A 15219-nucleotide genomic window follows, 5' to 3' on the forward strand; every position below is an offset into this window, starting at 1 on the left:
GAAAATGTCCGACTCAAGCGCCAACTGGCTGAGCAAGCAGAAGAGTTGGCCCTGGTAAAAAAAGCCGCCGCGTACTTTGCCAAACACCTGAAGTGAAGTACGCCTTTATAGCCGAGCATATCAGGCAGTTCAAGGTGACCACCATGACCCGCATCCTGGGTGTGGCCCGCAGCGGTTTTTATGCCTGGCGGACCAGACAGGGCATAGTCTCTGCTCGAGCCCAGATGCGACATCAACTGGACGTTCAGGTAGCCGAGACCTTTGCCGCCGCCAAGGGGCGCAGTGGGGCTATCCGTATCACCAAAATCCTGGCGAAACAGGGCGTAGTGCATAACCGAAAGACAGTGGCCAAGAGCCTGCAACGTCAGGGATTGCGAGCCAAAGCGGCACGCAAGTTCAAGGCGACCACCCAGAGTCGGCACAACCTGCCGGTGGCCGACAACCTGCTGGCACAGGACTTCAGTACCAGCGCCCCCAACCAGAAGTGGGCCGGTGATATCACTTACCTTTGGACCGACGAAGGCTGGCTCTATCTGGCGGTGGTGCTGGACCTCTATTCCCGCCGTGTCATCGGCTGGGCCATGTCTGAGCGCATGACGGCCCAGTTGGTCTGCGATGCCTTGCAGATGGCGCTGGAGCGACGTCAGAATCCCCGGGGGGTCATCGTCCATAGCGACCGGGGCAGCCAGTATTGCTCCCATGATTATCAAGCGTTGTTGAATGCCCACGGCCTGCACTGCAGCATGAGCGCCAAAGGCAACTGCTATGACAATGCCTGCTCGGAGAGCTTCTTTCATTCATTGAAGGTGGAAGCGATCCATGGCGAACGGTTCACGACCCGAGCCCAGATGCGGGAAAGGGTATTCGAGTACATAGAGGTCGATTACAATCGACATCGCCTGCACAGCACTCTGGGTTACCAAACCCCAGAGGAATTTGAGAAGGTAGCTGCTTAACCCGGTGTCCACGATTGCTGGGTCAGATCAACGCGGTTCGACCATTTGGATGGACACACAAGCCATTAAGCTGTGGCATTGCTAGGTCCATCATGGTCGCCGAGGGCGGGGTTTCCACTACAGTGACACCGCCATTGAGACGGCCCTGATGCTAAAAGGCTTGTTCAAGCTGCCGCTGCGCGTCTTGGAAAGCTTCATTAACTCGTTATTACAACTGATGACGGTGTCTTTGTTGTCGCCAGACTACAGCTGTATTAGCAAACGCGCTAAGATCGTTGACATCAAGTACCGCCTCCCCAGTCAAGGCCTAGTAGCTCAACTGGTCATTGATACCACCGGCCTCAAGGTCTATGGCGAAGGTGAATGGAAAATTCGCAAACACGGCAAGGAGAAGCGAGGAGTGTGGTGCAAGCTTCACCTGGCGGTGGATGCTACAAGTTGCCGAAGTCAGCCTGGAGACGGTGGCGGATAACGAGGAGTTACCGACGTTGCTAAACCCTTTTCGACGCAAGAGGCGTTGTTGAATAAAAGAATCTTTCTCTGGTTAAGCTCACCATGAGCCTGAAAATCTCATCTGAAAGCCGCATTACACTGTCTCAGACATTGTGAGGTGCAGAGCTATCCTCTGATTTTTATCACCTAAACTGTGCTGAAATGCGTTTGTTCAATATGGCCATTTAGTGGCCAAAAAGTGACAACCTAGTAACTATGTACATATATATATTTGAATCAAAGTTAATAACGGTACTATTAGGATTTTTATATGCTTATATAATAATAGCTTTATTCAGTGGGGTAAAAAAAGCGTTTGGATATTCAATTAGACTTTTCTTATTTAGTTACTCAAGCATACTTCCGATTGGTTTTTTAACTGCGGCGTTATTTTCTGAATTGCAAATTAATAAGTTTGATGTGCTTGCTTCAATATATGTTGAAATAATTACCTTGTTTTTTGTGGCACTGTTGTTTTGTAAGTTTATAATGGGTTTTGATTACCGGAAAATATCTTGTGAGCAGTATGATAAATATATATTTTTATTTTCTGTTTTGGTTTTGGTTACTAACTTGCCATTGTTGTTAAGTTCGTCGTATGGTATATTTTCAAATTCTTCTAGGGTTTCATATTTGTCTGAAAATGCATCGTACAAATATTTTACGTATGCTTCATTTTTATTTATTTTTTTTACTGGTGTTTTGATTTCAAAACGGCTGCAAGTTAATTCAAACACTTCAAGTGTGATTTTGTTATTTTTGTTTTTAGTTTTTTTGTTGAGTGTTCTATCTGGTTCGAAGGGGATGTTTTTTCTTATCTTGTTTCAGATTGTTTCCATTATTGATTATAAAAAGTTTAGGCCATCTAAATTTAAGATTTTAATCTTTACTTTTTTTTTCATCTCTTTGTTTTTATTTAGCATGGTTTTTATATCAGAGTTTATTGGTATCACATATTCTGAGTTTGTTAATTTGATATTTAATCGGTTCTTCCTTGTCAACGATGCAAGGGCTCTTGCATTTGATTATAGGTATACAATTACAGATCCATCTTTGAGCATGTTCTTAAAGGAGTCATTTCGTTCTTATGCTGCTTTATTGGGGGAGCCTCCAGTAAATCCGCCAATCGGTAATTATTTATACGGATTGATGAACGGTGTTACTTCTAGTAATGGCGCTAATGCATCATTGGTTTCGTTAGCTGTGCTCTACTCTGAGGAGGGGGGGGCAATATTTAATCTGTTTTTTATTTCATTTATTCCATTTTGCATTTTTTTGTTTGTTTTGATTGTGTTAAATATTGAACGCTTTTTTATTCGAAGACTTTTTGTTGTAGTGTCATCTATAGTTTGTTTGTTGCAATATTCACAAGATTTTCTTTCATTCCAATTATTGTTATATATTTTTTTGCTTATTTATCTATCATGGGTCATTTTTTCATGTTTTAAATGTAAATTACTGAAAAATCTTTAAGGTGATTAGCTTGTTACTAACTATTATTATACCGACTTTCAACGCAGAGAATGACATTGAAGGTTGTGTTCTTTCTATCCATTCGGTGTTGGATGAAGAGCTTGAAAACGGAATAATTAGTGTGTTTGTTAAGGATGGAGGCTCCACAGATAATACACTAAAAATTTTAGAGAAACTCAAATGTCAATTCAGTTGGCTAAGTTTTGAGGTTGAAAGTGATAGAGGCATCTATGATGCGATGAATCAATCAGTTCGGCATATAAATTCAAAGTGGGTTTATTTTCTTGGTGTAGATGATAAGATTACCAAAAATTTTAAATGGGCTGTTGATGTATTTTCTCGAGATTCATCTTATTCAAAAATTCATTTTTTCAACGTACAAATGTCTAGCGGTATTGAAAATTACAATAAAGACTTCAATTTATGCAAACTTCTAGTTAAAAACATTTGTCATCAAGGGATAATCTACCCAACAAAACTACTCGTAGAAAACCCTTACAATATAAAATACAAAGCTTTGGCAGATTGGGCATTGAATATAAAGTTGTTTGATAGATTTTTATTCCATGATGGTTTTGATATTGCGACTTATAATGACCAGTCAGGTTTTAGTAAGCAATATATGGATGTTGAGTTTATTAAAGACAAACCCCGGATTTTTATGAATAATTATGGTTTTATTTGGGGAGGGGGAGCTTATATGATATATTTTTTAGGGGTGATTAAACATGCTATATTCAAATGATAAAGTTTTTTGTTTTTATTTTCCACAGTTTTATCCAACTCCAGAAAATGACTTTCATTGGGGAGAAGGTTTTACAGATTGGGATAATGTAAAAACATCGGTTAAGTTATTCGATAATCATAGACAACCACGAGTTCCCCTCAATGCTACGTATTATGTGCAATCTGAGCCTGCAGTGATATACGAACAGGCGGCATTAGCAAAAAAGTATGGAGTGGATGGCTTTTCTTTTTATCACTATTGGTTTGATGGGAAGTTGACGTTAGAAAAACCATTAGAGAATTTTCTAAAAAATAAAGATATCGATTTAGAGTTTTGCCTTACATGGGCAAATGAGTCTTGGTCAAAAAGATGGGTCGGTGAAGATGATGTTTGTATATTTAAGCAAACACATGCTAACGATGTTACCTTATGGAAGTTACATTTCGATTACTTATATCAGGCCTGGTCTGATCCTCGTCATTTAAAATTAGATGGTAAACCCGTTTTTGTCGTCTATAACCCTCATTTAATCACTTGCGCTCAAGAGATGTTTTCATTTTGGAATCAAGAATTAGAAGCTAAAATGGGGGTTGGGCTTCATATTGTTTCTGTTATGGTTAGTCCATTTTCAATAGGCTCATCAACGGATATTTATAACTCTGAAGTTAACTTTGAACCTCGTTATTCTTATAACTCTGACTCATTTAAAAAGAAGTCCTTTTTTGCATCTAAAATTTTTCAACCACTTAGATACTTACCTGAAAGTATTTTGAATAAAATCACTAAGCTCAGATATAAACTTTCCAGCTATGAAATTGTTGATTATCAAGCAGTATGGGATGTTTTAGTGAATAAATGTGAGCAAAGGGCATTAACGAATCCAAAAGGTTTCAATTTTTACGGTTGCTTTGTCGATTGGGACAACACTCCTCGCTACAAAAATAAATCAAAAGTTTACCATGGAGCAAGCCCAGATGTTTTTGCAGAGAAATTTAAATTGCTTTTAGACAAAACAAGTTGTCTTGGCTCTGGCCAAGACAAAAGACTTTTTTTTATCAACGCTTGGAATGAATGGTCTGAAGGAACATATCTAGAACCTGATAGTGTTTATGGTTATCAATATTTAGAAAAAATTAAAAGTCTTCGAATTAATCAATCTTGTTAAATTAAATAATTATATGAAGGGTAATATGAAAGTAGCATTAATCACCGGCATCACTGGCCAAGATGGTTCTTATTTAGCTGAGCTGTTGGTTGAAAAGGGCTATCAGGTACACGGTTTAATTCGTCGCGCCTCCTCTTATAACACCTCGCGTATCGATCATCTGCGCCAGATGAGCGACAACATCACCCTGCATTATGGTGACTTGTCTGATAGTTCCAACCTTAATCGGCTTATCAAGGAGATTGCACCAGACGAGGTATATAACCTCGCGGCCATGTCGCATGTGGCCGTCTCTTTTGAATCACCGGAGTATGCTGCGGATGTTGATGCCATCGGCACCCTGCGTATTCTTGAGGCGATCCGGGTGAATGGCTTGGCGCTAAAAACCCGCTTCTATCAGGCGTCCACCTCCGAGCTGTATGGTTTGGTGCAAGAGATCCCGCAGCGCGAGACCACCCCGTTCTACCCACGCTCACCCTATGCGGTGGCCAAGATGTATGCCTACTGGATCACCGTGAATTATCGCGAATCCTATGGCATGTATGCCTGTAACGGCATTTTGTTTAACCACGAATCGCCACGCCGTGGTGAAACCTTTGTCACTCGCAAGATCACCCGCGCCGTCGCCAATATTGCCCAGGGTCTTGAAAGCTGCCTGTATCTGGGCAATATGGATGCGCTGCGCGACTGGGGCCACGCCAAAGATTACGTGCGCATGCAGTGGATGATGCTGCAGCAAACCCAGGCTGAAGATTTTGTGATCGCCACCGGCAAGCAGATCTCGGTGCGTGAATTTGTGCGCATGTCGGCTAAAGAGGCGGGCATCGAGCTGATCTTTAGTGGTGAAGGGGTGGATGAAATCGCCACCGTCAGCGCCATCAGTGGTGATAACGCCCCAGGCGTGAAAGTGGGCGATGTGATCGTTAAGGTCGATGAGCGTTTCTTCCGCCCATCCGAGGTTGAAACCCTGCTCGGCGATCCGGCCAAGGCCAAGGCCAAGCTGGGTTGGGTGCCCGAGATCACCGTAGAAGAGATGTGCGCCGAGATGGTGGCAAATGATTTGCAGCAAGCGAAACAGCACGCTTTGCTCAAAGCCCATGGCTTTGATGTTTCCCTGTCGGTGGAGAACTGATTGATGACAGCGCAACAGGCTAAACAGCGGATATTTGTCGCGGGTCATCGGGGCATGGTCGGCTCGGCCATCTGCCGTCAGTTAAGCCAGCGTGCGGATGTAGAACTGCTGGTGCGTAGTCGCAGCGAGCTGGATTTAACCTCCCAGCAGGCGGTGACGGCGTTCTTCCAATACGAGCGCATCGATCAGGTCTATTTGGCGGCCGCCAAGGTGGGCGGTATTCATGCCAACAACAGCTACCCCGCAGAGTTTATTTTTGAAAACCTGATGATGGAGTGCAACATCATCCATGGTGCTCATCTGGGCGGGGTGCAAAAGCTGCTGTTTTTGGGTTCATCGTGCATTTATCCCAAGTTGGCGCAGCAGCCGATGACAGAAGCAGCCCTGCTGACCGGCACGCTGGAAGCTACCAACGAACCCTATGCGATTGCCAAGATCGCCGGCATCAAGCTGTGTGAATCCTATAACCGCCAATATGGCCGCGATTATCGCAGTGTGATGCCCACCAATCTATATGGCGAAAACGACAACTTTCACCCGGAAAACTCCCATGTGATCCCGGCCCTGATGCGCCGTTTTCATGATGCCAAGTTGCGTGGTGACAGCGAAGTGGTGGTGTGGGGCAGCGGTACGCCGATGCGTGAGTTTTTGCATGTCGATGATATGGCCGCCGCTAGCGTGCATGTGATGGAGCTGGCCGATGACATTTATCAGGCCAATACCGAGTCGATGCTGTCGCACATCAACGTGGGCACCGGGGTGGATTGCACCATTCGTGAATTGGCAGAGACTATGGCCAAGGTGGTCGGTTTTGCCGGTGAGGTGGTATTTGATGCCACTAAACCCGATGGCACCCCGCGCAAGTTGATGGATGTCAGCCGGTTGGCCAATTTGGGCTGGCGTTATACCTATTCGTTAGAGGCAGGCTTGACCCTGACTTATCAGTGGTACCTGGCACATCAGGATGATTTTCGTCAATGAGCCAACATCAGCCAAGCCCTTGGTTAGACAAGGTGCAATTTCAACAGATAGTGGCGGCAACGCCACTTATCTCGCTGGATTTGATTGTGCGAAATGGCCAAGGCCAAGTGTTGCTGGGGCGGCGCTTAAATCGCCCGGCGCAAGGATATTGGTTTGTGCCCGGTGGTAGGGTGCGCAAAGACGAGCGCTTGGATGCGGCGTTTTGGCGCTTGACTCAAGAGGAGTTGGGGCTGGCCGCGAGTCGCGAGAGCGCCCGGCTACTTGGGCCCTATGAGCACTTTTATGCCGATAACTTCTCCGGGACCGAGTTCACTACCCATTACGTGGTGCTGGGGTATGAATTGGCGTGGCAAGGGCAGCAAGACGCTTTGCCCATCAGCCAGCACGACCAATACCGTTGGTTTGAGGTGGCTGACTTGCTACAAGACCCAAGTGTGCACCAACACACCAAAGATTATTTTTTAGATAGGACGTAATGCCATGATACTGCCAGTTGTAATGGCCGGGGGCTCTGGCACTCGCCTGTGGCCTTTGTCACGCACTCTGTTCCCCAAGCAATTCTTATCCCTGACCAGTGAGGCCACCCTGCTGCAAGAGACATTGCAGCGCTTAAGCCCGCTGGCGCATCAGCCGGCTTTCATCATCTGCAATCAAGAACACCGCTTTATCGTGGCTGAGCAGCTTCGCAAGGGGCATTTGCAACACAGCGGGATTGCGCTAGAGCCGTTTGGCCGCAACACTGCACCAGCGGTGGCTATCGCCGCTCTACATGCCTGCGCACAAGGGGACGATCCCTTATTGCTAGTGCTGGCCGCAGACCATGTGATCGCCAAACCAGCCGCCTTTTGCCAAGCGGTGCAAGCGGCGATTCCCTTGGCCGAACAGTACAAGTTGGTCACCTTTGGCATAGTGCCCACCGCGCCAGAAACCGGTTATGGCTATATCCAGCAGGGACGTGACGTGGGCCACGACGCCAGCACGGTCGCAGCATTTGTCGAAAAACCTGATTTGACCACCGCTAAGCAATATCTGAGCGATGGCCGTTATCTGTGGAACAGCGGTATGTTCTTGTTTAAAGCCTCTGTATATCTGCAAGAGCTTAAACAGCATAACCCCGCCATGTTGGCGGCCTGTGATCAAGCGCTGGCCTTAGCGCAAGATGATCTGGATTTTATCCGGCTTGATCCAGATTCTTTTGCCGCTTGCCCGGATGATTCCATCGACTATGCGGTGATGGAAAAAACCGCCAATGCAGTGGTGATGCCGCTGGATGCCAACTGGAGTGATGTCGGTTCTTGGTCTGCCCTGTGGGAAGTGAGTGACAAAGATGCGCAAGGCAATGTGCTGCACGGTGATGTATTAACCGAGCAGACTCACAACAGCTTTATCTATGCCCAGCACCGCTTAACTGCTACGGTCGGCATTGATGATGTGGTGGTCATTGAAACCAAAGATGCGGTGTTAGTGGCGCATAAAGACCGAGTGCAAGAGATCAAAGGCATCGTCAATCAGTTAAAAGCAGCTAATCGTCCCGAACAATTGCAACACCGCGAAGTGTTTCGCCCTTGGGGTAGCCACGATGCAATTGCCGATGGGTTGCGTTATCACGTTAAACAGTTGATGGTGAAACCCGGCCAAAAAACCGCGATGCAAATTCACCACCACCGCGCTGAACACTGGATTATTGTTTCTGGCACGGCACGGGTGACGCGAGGTGAAGAAAGCTTTTTGTTATCCGAAAACCAATCTACCTATATTCCACTTGGAGTGGCACACGCCATTGAAAACCCAGGAAAAATCCCGCTTGAGATGATTGAGGTTCGTAGCGGTATTTATCTTGGGGAAGATGATATTGTGCGTATTCCATCTACCGGAGTGGGCTATTGATGAGCATGTGTATTATTTGGATGGCAGCTAATGTTTAATACAAAAAATGTAATTGGCACGAGTGGTGTGCAATTTGGCACCAGCGGCGCCCGTGGCTTGGTCATCGAATTTACTCCCGAAGTGTGTGCAGCTTTTACTCGTGCCTTTGTTTATGTATTGCGCAAAGAGTTTGCCCCCAAGCAATTAGCGTTGGCGATTGATAACCGCCCAAGCAGTTATGCCATGGCGCAGGCTTGCGCTGCTGCATTAATGCAAGCTGGGGTGGAACCTATTTATTACGGAGTGATCCCAACTCCGGCACTAGCGAATCAGGCGATGCAAGACAAGCTGCCGTGCATCATGGTCACGGGTAGTCATATTCCGTTTGATCGTAACGGCCTGAAATTTTATCGACCCGATGGCGAGATCACCAAAGCCGATGAAGTAGCGATTTTGGCCGCTGAGGTTGAGTTTGACAACCTATCGGTGTTGCCTGAATTGATTGCCAGCCCACGGGCGGCCGAAAGTTATTGTGCCCGCTATGCCTCTTTGTTTGCGGCCGATATGCTGGCGGGTAAGCGGATCGGTATTTATGAGCACTCCAGTGCCGGTCGTGAACTCTATGCACCACTATTTGAATCATTAGGTGCTGAGGTTATTCGCATTGATCGTAGTAATCAGTTTGTGCCGATAGATACTGAAGCCGTGGGCGAAGAAGATAAAGCCAAGGCAAGGTTGTGGTCTGCTCAATACCAACTGGATGCAATTTTCTCAACCGACGGTGATGGTGATCGCCCCTTGGTCGCTGACGAAAACGGTGAATGGCTACGCGGTGATATATTGGGTTTATTGTGTGCCAGCGCATTACATATTGAGGCGTTAGCCATTCCGGTTAGCAGCAATACCGTGATTGCCAATTGCGGCCGCTTTAACAAAGTGCAACTGACCAAGATTGGCTCGCCCTATGTCATCGCCGAGTTTGCTCATTTGGCTAAAGATTACACTCGCATTGCTGGCTTTGAAGCTAATGGCGGTTTCCTATTAGGTAGTGATATTACATTGGAAGGTAAACCTCTGGCGGCCTTGCCAACCCGTGATGCTGTGCTGCCGTTTTTAATGCTATTAGCGGCTGCGGGCAAGGGGACGATTTCACCTTTGGTAAAGGCCTTACCTGCCCGTTATACCCATTCTGACCGAATTCAAAATTTTGCCGCTGCTCGTAGCCAGGCGATATTGGCTGACGGCCTTAACGATACTCAAACCTTGTTAGTTAAGCTTGGCTTTAATGACGTTCAGGTGATGTCGATAGATACTACTGATGGTTTGCGCTTGAGCTTAAATGACGGCTGCATTATTCACCTGCGCCCCTCGGGTAATGCCCCCGAACTGCGTTGCTATGCTGAGGCTAGCTGTATGAAAATTGCACTAAAACTAGTGTCCAGAGTACTAACTAACTTGACTAGAGAAAATGCTTGACATCATCATGGTTTAAAGGAGGTTGTAGTGAATCAGATGAATGGAAAATCTTTAATCTTACTTGCAGCATACAATGGTAGTTCTTTAATCTCTGCGCAACTTGAATCTATTTTGCAGCAAAAAAATATTGATCTTGTGATTAGTGTTGATTTGAGCAATGATAACACGTTTACAATTTGTAAACTTTATGCTGAAAAACATCAAAATATCATTTTGTTGCCGTATGGTGAGCAATTTGGAGGCGCAGGTAAAAATTTCTATAGGTTGTTAAAAGATACAGACATAAGTGGTTATGATTATGTTTGTTTTAGCGATCAAGACGATATTTGGTTAGATGGTAAACTAACTAAAGGCATCGAAAAACTTCAGCAATACGACTGTTACTCTGCCAATGTAACTGCATTTTGGGAGGATGGTCGTGAAGTGTTGATTGATAAAGCGCAGCCACAACGGGAGTGGGATTTTTTATTTGAAGCTGCCGGCCCTGGTTGCACTTATGTTTTTAAACGTGAAGTTGCCGTGCAATTTAAAACATGGTTAGAAGAGCGCTATGAGCAAATTAATAAAGATATCGCACTGCACGACTGGTTGCTATATGCTTTTGCCCGTAGCCAAGGTTACAGCTGGTTTATCGACCCTGAACCCTCGATGTTGTATCGCCAACATGCTACTAATCAAGTTGGAACAAATAACAGTTTTTGGGCGGCCAAAAAACGCTTAAAATTAATCAAAGATAAATGGTATCGTCAGCAGGTCACTAATATTGCCATTCATCTCGGGTTGCAAGATAGCCCTATATATAAAATAGGTTTAAATGATAACTACATTGGCAATATTTATCTTTTGGTTCACATTGGCAAATTGAGAAGACGATTTCGAGATAGATGTGCTTTAGCTTTTGTTTTGCTATTTAATATTTTTTAGTTCAAGTTCAAGTTCAAGTTCAAGTTCAAGTTCAAGTTCAAGTTCAAGTTCAAGAATGGGGTGTTGTTGACTAAATCTGGAACTGTCATCACATTCATGAGCATGACCATCTGAGTCCAGCGACCTAGAGTGCCTGACCGGTGGGTCCAAGCGAAATCCTCATGATGTATAGCTTTGTTTCTTTGGCGGATGAAGCGTATTAGAAGCAGCGGTTGGCTTCTTCTCTTCTATGCACCATGGGCATTGCACGTATTATCTGAATTTACTTATGGCTACCATCAGTGTTCAAAAGCCGAGACCGCAATATATCGTTTCAAACAACTCACCCGCGCGAAATTGAATCTAAGAAATTACAATGTCCAGGTCGGTGAAGCCTGGCAGGGGGGGAAGCAATGAAAAAATGATGATCATCAGCAAGCCGCAATGAGGAAATTATTATCGCTTGTTGTTCTGGTAGTATACCTTGAAGCAGATGGTGATTACTGTGGTATAGATTACTGATTGGTTAATCATCTTGTAATCGCGAATCAGTAATCAAAAAATTTATTAAGGATGGGGCGAATTGGGTTAGTCGAAATGAAATAGCTGATAAATTTTTTTCTAGTTTAGATGGCGGATTTATTTACAACTTACCATCACTATCTAAATTTGAGGTTTTTGTCGATAAGGCGTACACTCCATATCTCTTTTTGTGGATGTTTTTACTGATTATTTGAGGCACTTAGTGAGCTACCAACGCCGTCACTCACGCTGGTATGAGCGTGTATTATTCAGCCCTCCTGCCCTGTTCATCTTCGGGGCCTTGCTGGCGGTGTGTTTGCCCGCCATAGAGCGCTGGGACTGGGAATTTTGGTTGACTGGTTTAATACCTTGGTATGTGCTTTTGTGGTCTGTCTGTTGATATTGACCAAGGCATCGCTTCTTGCGCTATCGGGTCTATATGTTCTCCATCATAACAGTGTTTTTATAGGCACATTTAGATGATTAAATCCTCTCCGATATTTCTAATGCAAACTACCTATAGTAGCATGTTTTCGTTTTATTCCTAATAATGTTCGTGTAATTGCCAAGATAGATGTGTATGTTCTATTTGGGGACGGCAGATTATATTTTTAATGTGTTTTATGTTAAGCAACATAAATAAAGTATGCTCTCAGGATGATGACAATGGAATATATCTGTTTTTTTGTTGCAGCCTTCTTGTTTTTGTTTTTATTGCGCAAGCTGGCCAAGAAAATAAATTTAGTCGATCGACCCAATGGCCGCAAGCAGCATCAAGGGGTGATTCCGCTGGTTGGTGGAATTGCAATCTATCTGACCTTGATGTTAGCGCTATGGGTGCAACCAACGCTGTTAAACAAATCTGATATTTATGTGCTGTGTGCGTCGGTATTGGTGCTGATGGGGGTGATCGATGATAAGTACGATGTCGATTATCGCATTCGGTTGGTCGTTCAAATATTAATCTCCTGCGCCATGATTTTTGGCGCGGGCCTCTCGCTCAAGAGTTTAGGTGGTCTGCTGTTTGGTCATGAGTTGGTATTGGGGCCAATGGGTTATATCGTGACCGTATTTGCCGTATTGGGGGCAATAAATGCGTTTAATATGGTCGATGGCATTGATGGCTTGCTTGGTGGGTTGACTTTAGCCACCTTTGGCGGGCTTGCTTATCTCAATTACCTGGATGGTCAGCTGCCATTGGCTCGTTTTTGTTTGCTGATGATGATTGTGGTGATCCCATATATCATGTTGAATCTCGGGTTTCCTTTTGGGGGGAAACGCAAAGTCTTTATGGGCGATGCCGGCAGCATGTTGGTCGGTTTTACCGTGATTTGGGTGTTGTTGCAGGGCACGCAAGGGCCAAAAGCGCAGATGAACCCGGTGACAGCACTTTGGCTTATCGCCATACCGTTAATGGACATGGTGGCCATCATGGTACGCCGGATCCGCAAGGGCCATTCGCCCTTTAGACCCGATCGAGAGCATTTGCACCATATCTGTTTACGCGCAGGTTTGTCATCGCACCAGGCGCTCTGTTTTATCTGTGCGTTGGCAATCTGTTGTGCGGTTATCGGGATCGCGCTGGAACAGTTCGATATGCCCGAATTGGTCAGCTTGTTGCTCTTTGCTGGTATATTCGCACTCTATTTCTGGGGGCTCAATTCGATCTGGCGCATGTTGGCCTGGCTGCGTAAACGTGGTGTGTTGGCAACCCTCAATGACCCTCGTTAGTGTCTGGCTGTATGGGGCGACCGGGCAATTGGGCAGGGCGATTTCAAGCCAAATAGCAACCATGCCTTGGCTGACGCTGGTGGAGCAAGATCGCCGTGCGTTTGCCAGTGTGGGGTTATCCGAGCTTGGCAATGATGCGCCGAGTTCGCTGCCCATGGTCATTCTCAACGCCGCCGCATTTACCGATGTCGAGCGGGCAGAGCTCGTGCCCGCATTGGCATGGGAGGTGAATCGGGATGGGGTGGCTCGGTTGGCAGCGTTGGCCAAGCAGCATAATGCCTTGCTGGTGCACTTCTCGACCGATTATCTCTTTGATGGCTGCGGCGATCGCCCGTGGCGAGAATTCGATGACCCCGCGCCGCTCAATGTTTACGGCCACAGCAAGTGGGCGGGTGAGCAGGCCATCATGGCCAGCGGTTGCCGACATCTGATTATCCGCACCAGCTGGTTGCACAGCCCGTGGCGCGACAATTTCCTCAAGACCATGCTGCGTCTTGCGCAAGAGCGCGGTGAATTGCAAATAGTGCGCGATCAGATTGGGGCACCTACCTCGGCGATGATGTTGGCCGAGGTGACACTGCAAGCCATAGAGCGAGTCTTGGCTGAGCCTGAATTGGAGGGGCTTTATCATGTCACGGCGTCTGGTGCGGTCAGTTGGTTCGATTATCCCAGTCTGGTGAAACGTCCCTTAAATTCGAGGCTCGATGTGGATCATTTTGAACGCAACTTTGGTCTGACGTTACCCTGCTGGCAAGAGGGGGTTATGGCCACATTAGGTAAGCTTTCAAAGGAGGCGTTATGAGTAACTCTCTTTCCGATGAGCCGTCCCGTAAGGGAGTGATATTGGCCGGGGGATCTGCTACGCGGCTTTATCCTGCCACACAGGTTATCAGCAAGCAGTTGCTGCCAGTTTATGATAAGCCAATGATTTACTACCCCTTGTCAGTGCTGATGCTGGCGGGCATTCGTGAGATCCTGATCATTAGTACGCCATTGGATTTGCCTCGATTCCAGCATTTGCTTGGGGATGGGCATCAGTGGGGAATGCGTTTTTCATATGCGGAACAGGTTACCCCGGGAGGGGTGGCCGAATCACTACTGATTGCCGAGTCTTTTTTGGCAGGCGCCTCGGTCTGTTTAATCTTGGGCGACAACCTGTTCTATGGGGCAGAGCTGCCAGCGCAGCTGAGGTTGGCGATGGCTGATACTATAGGGGCTCGGGTATTTGCCTATCGGGTGGATGATCCCTGATCTAACCCACTCTCGATGGACACCTGGTTAAGTGAGTAAAATCACTGACAGAGGTACATCATGACCAAAGCAACGATCGAACAGAAAATACCCAGAATCCGTTACTCTCAGCAATACAAGGAAGAAGCCTTGGCTCTGGCCGAGCGCGTCGGAATGAGTAAGGCTGCCACTCAATTAGGCCTCAAAGAAGCCCAGCTCTACGCTTGGCGCACCAAGGCCAAGCAACTCATGGATACGGGGGAGCGCGAGCAGCAACTCGCCGACGAAAATGTCCGACTCAAGCGCCAACTGGCTGAGCAAGCAGAAGAGTTGGCCCTGGTAAAAAAAGCCGCCGCGTACTTTGCCAAACACCTGAAGTGAAGTACGCCTTTATAGCCGAGCATATCAGGCAGTTCAAGGTGACCACCATGACCCGCATCCTGGGTGTGGCCCGCAGCGGTTTTTATGCCTGGCGGACCAGACAGGGCATAGTCTCTGCTCGAGCCCAGATGCGACATCAACTGGACGTTCAGGTAGCCGAGACCTTTGCCGCCGCCAAGGGGCG

The 15219-nt window shown here is 46.4% G+C and carries 11 protein-coding genes and 5 pseudogenes; all 16 read left to right on the forward strand.

Annotated features, from left to right (window positions below; genetic code table 11):
- Positions 1–956: pseudogene (locus tag AB5Y48_RS08235) on the forward strand (IS3 family transposase); the annotation flags it as partial.
- Positions 949–1468 (forward strand): annotated as a pseudogene (locus tag AB5Y48_RS08240) (IS5 family transposase); the annotation flags it as partial. The pseudogenes AB5Y48_RS08235 and AB5Y48_RS08240, both read left to right, overlap by 8 nt.
- Positions 1469–1664: 196 nt before the next feature.
- Positions 1665–2921: a hypothetical protein gene (locus AB5Y48_RS08245; protein WP_368164170.1), complete on the forward strand. Its 1257-nt coding sequence runs from the start codon at positions 1665–1667 to the stop codon at positions 2919–2921.
- Between the two features lie 10 nt (positions 2922–2931).
- Positions 2932–3666, forward strand: coding sequence for a glycosyltransferase (locus AB5Y48_RS08250; protein ID WP_368164171.1), 735 nt, complete (start codon positions 2932–2934; stop codon positions 3664–3666).
- Entirely contained in the window at positions 3650–4813 is a 1164-nt protein-coding gene (locus tag AB5Y48_RS08255) for a glycoside hydrolase family 99-like domain-containing protein (RefSeq protein WP_368164173.1), read from the forward strand. The genes AB5Y48_RS08250 and AB5Y48_RS08255 overlap by 17 nt, the downstream gene beginning before the upstream one ends.
- Positions 4814–4838: 25 nt before the next feature.
- Positions 4839–5945: a GDP-mannose 4,6-dehydratase gene (gmd, locus tag AB5Y48_RS08260; RefSeq protein WP_368164175.1), complete on the forward strand. Its 1107-nt coding sequence runs from the start codon at positions 4839–4841 to the stop codon at positions 5943–5945.
- Between the two features lie 3 nt (positions 5946–5948).
- A complete protein-coding gene (locus AB5Y48_RS08265) occupies positions 5949–6926 on the forward strand; it encodes a GDP-L-fucose synthase family protein (RefSeq protein WP_368164177.1) in 978 nt (325 codons plus the stop codon).
- Positions 6923–7402, forward strand: a complete 480-nt coding sequence (locus AB5Y48_RS08270; protein ID WP_368164179.1) for a GDP-mannose mannosyl hydrolase — start codon at positions 6923–6925, stop codon at positions 7400–7402. Before AB5Y48_RS08265 ends, AB5Y48_RS08270 begins: the two co-directional genes overlap by 4 nt.
- Before the next feature lie 4 nt (positions 7403–7406).
- Positions 7407–8813 carry a mannose-1-phosphate guanylyltransferase/mannose-6-phosphate isomerase gene (locus tag AB5Y48_RS08275; protein ID WP_368164181.1) on the forward strand — a complete coding sequence of 469 codons (1407 nt, stop codon included), beginning with the start codon at positions 7407–7409 and terminating at the stop codon, positions 8811–8813.
- Between the two features lie 30 nt (positions 8814–8843).
- Complete coding sequence (locus AB5Y48_RS08280; RefSeq protein WP_368164182.1) at positions 8844–10268, forward strand: phosphomannomutase; 1425 nt, start codon at positions 8844–8846, stop codon at positions 10266–10268.
- A gap of 36 nt (positions 10269–10304) precedes the next feature.
- The gene (locus tag AB5Y48_RS08285; protein WP_368164186.1) at positions 10305–11192 is read left to right on the forward strand and encodes a glycosyltransferase; all 888 of its coding nucleotides are present in this window, start codon (positions 10305–10307) and stop codon (positions 11190–11192) included.
- A 270-nt stretch (positions 11193–11462) separates the two neighbouring features.
- Positions 11463–11564, forward strand: a pseudogene (locus AB5Y48_RS08290) (IS5/IS1182 family transposase); the annotation flags it as partial.
- Positions 11565–12359: 795 nt separating this feature from the next.
- Positions 12360–13424: a UDP-N-acetylglucosamine--undecaprenyl-phosphate N-acetylglucosaminephosphotransferase gene (gene wecA, locus AB5Y48_RS08295; protein ID WP_368164183.1), complete on the forward strand. Its 1065-nt coding sequence runs from the start codon at positions 12360–12362 to the stop codon at positions 13422–13424.
- Positions 13411–14226, forward strand: a complete 816-nt coding sequence (gene rfbD, locus AB5Y48_RS08300) for a dTDP-4-dehydrorhamnose reductase (RefSeq protein WP_368164184.1) — start codon at positions 13411–13413, stop codon at positions 14224–14226. Before wecA ends, rfbD begins: the two co-directional genes overlap by 14 nt.
- Positions 14223–14672: pseudogene (locus tag AB5Y48_RS08305) on the forward strand (sugar nucleotidyltransferase); the annotation flags it as partial. The gene rfbD and the pseudogene AB5Y48_RS08305, both read left to right, overlap by 4 nt.
- A gap of 63 nt (positions 14673–14735) precedes the next feature.
- Positions 14736–15219: pseudogene (locus tag AB5Y48_RS08310) on the forward strand (transposase); the annotation flags it as partial.

This window comes from Aeromonas sp. R6-2 (assembly GCF_040908155.1).
In the GTDB taxonomy this organism is placed as follows: Bacteria; Pseudomonadota; Gammaproteobacteria; order Enterobacterales; family Aeromonadaceae; genus Aeromonas; species Aeromonas schubertii.

Coding starts and splice junctions, on each gene's coding strand:
- AB5Y48_RS08245 (WP_368164170.1), top strand. CDS start 1,665: ATGTACATATATATATTTGAATCAAAGTTAATAACGGTACTATTAGGA.
- AB5Y48_RS08255 (WP_368164173.1), top strand. CDS start 3,650: ATGCTATATTCAAATGATAAAGTTTTTTGTTTTTATTTTCCACAGTTT.
- gmd (WP_368164175.1), top strand. CDS start 4,839: ATGAAAGTAGCATTAATCACCGGCATCACTGGCCAAGATGGTTCTTAT.
- AB5Y48_RS08265 (WP_368164177.1), top strand. CDS start 5,949: ATGACAGCGCAACAGGCTAAACAGCGGATATTTGTCGCGGGTCATCGG.
- AB5Y48_RS08270 (WP_368164179.1), top strand. CDS start 6,923: ATGAGCCAACATCAGCCAAGCCCTTGGTTAGACAAGGTGCAATTTCAA.
- AB5Y48_RS08275 (WP_368164181.1), top strand. CDS start 7,407: ATGATACTGCCAGTTGTAATGGCCGGGGGCTCTGGCACTCGCCTGTGG.
- AB5Y48_RS08280 (WP_368164182.1), top strand. CDS start 8,844: ATGTTTAATACAAAAAATGTAATTGGCACGAGTGGTGTGCAATTTGGC.
- AB5Y48_RS08285 (WP_368164186.1), top strand. CDS start 10,305: ATGAATGGAAAATCTTTAATCTTACTTGCAGCATACAATGGTAGTTCT.
- wecA (WP_368164183.1), top strand. CDS start 12,360: ATGGAATATATCTGTTTTTTTGTTGCAGCCTTCTTGTTTTTGTTTTTA.
- rfbD (WP_368164184.1), top strand. CDS start 13,411: ATGACCCTCGTTAGTGTCTGGCTGTATGGGGCGACCGGGCAATTGGGC.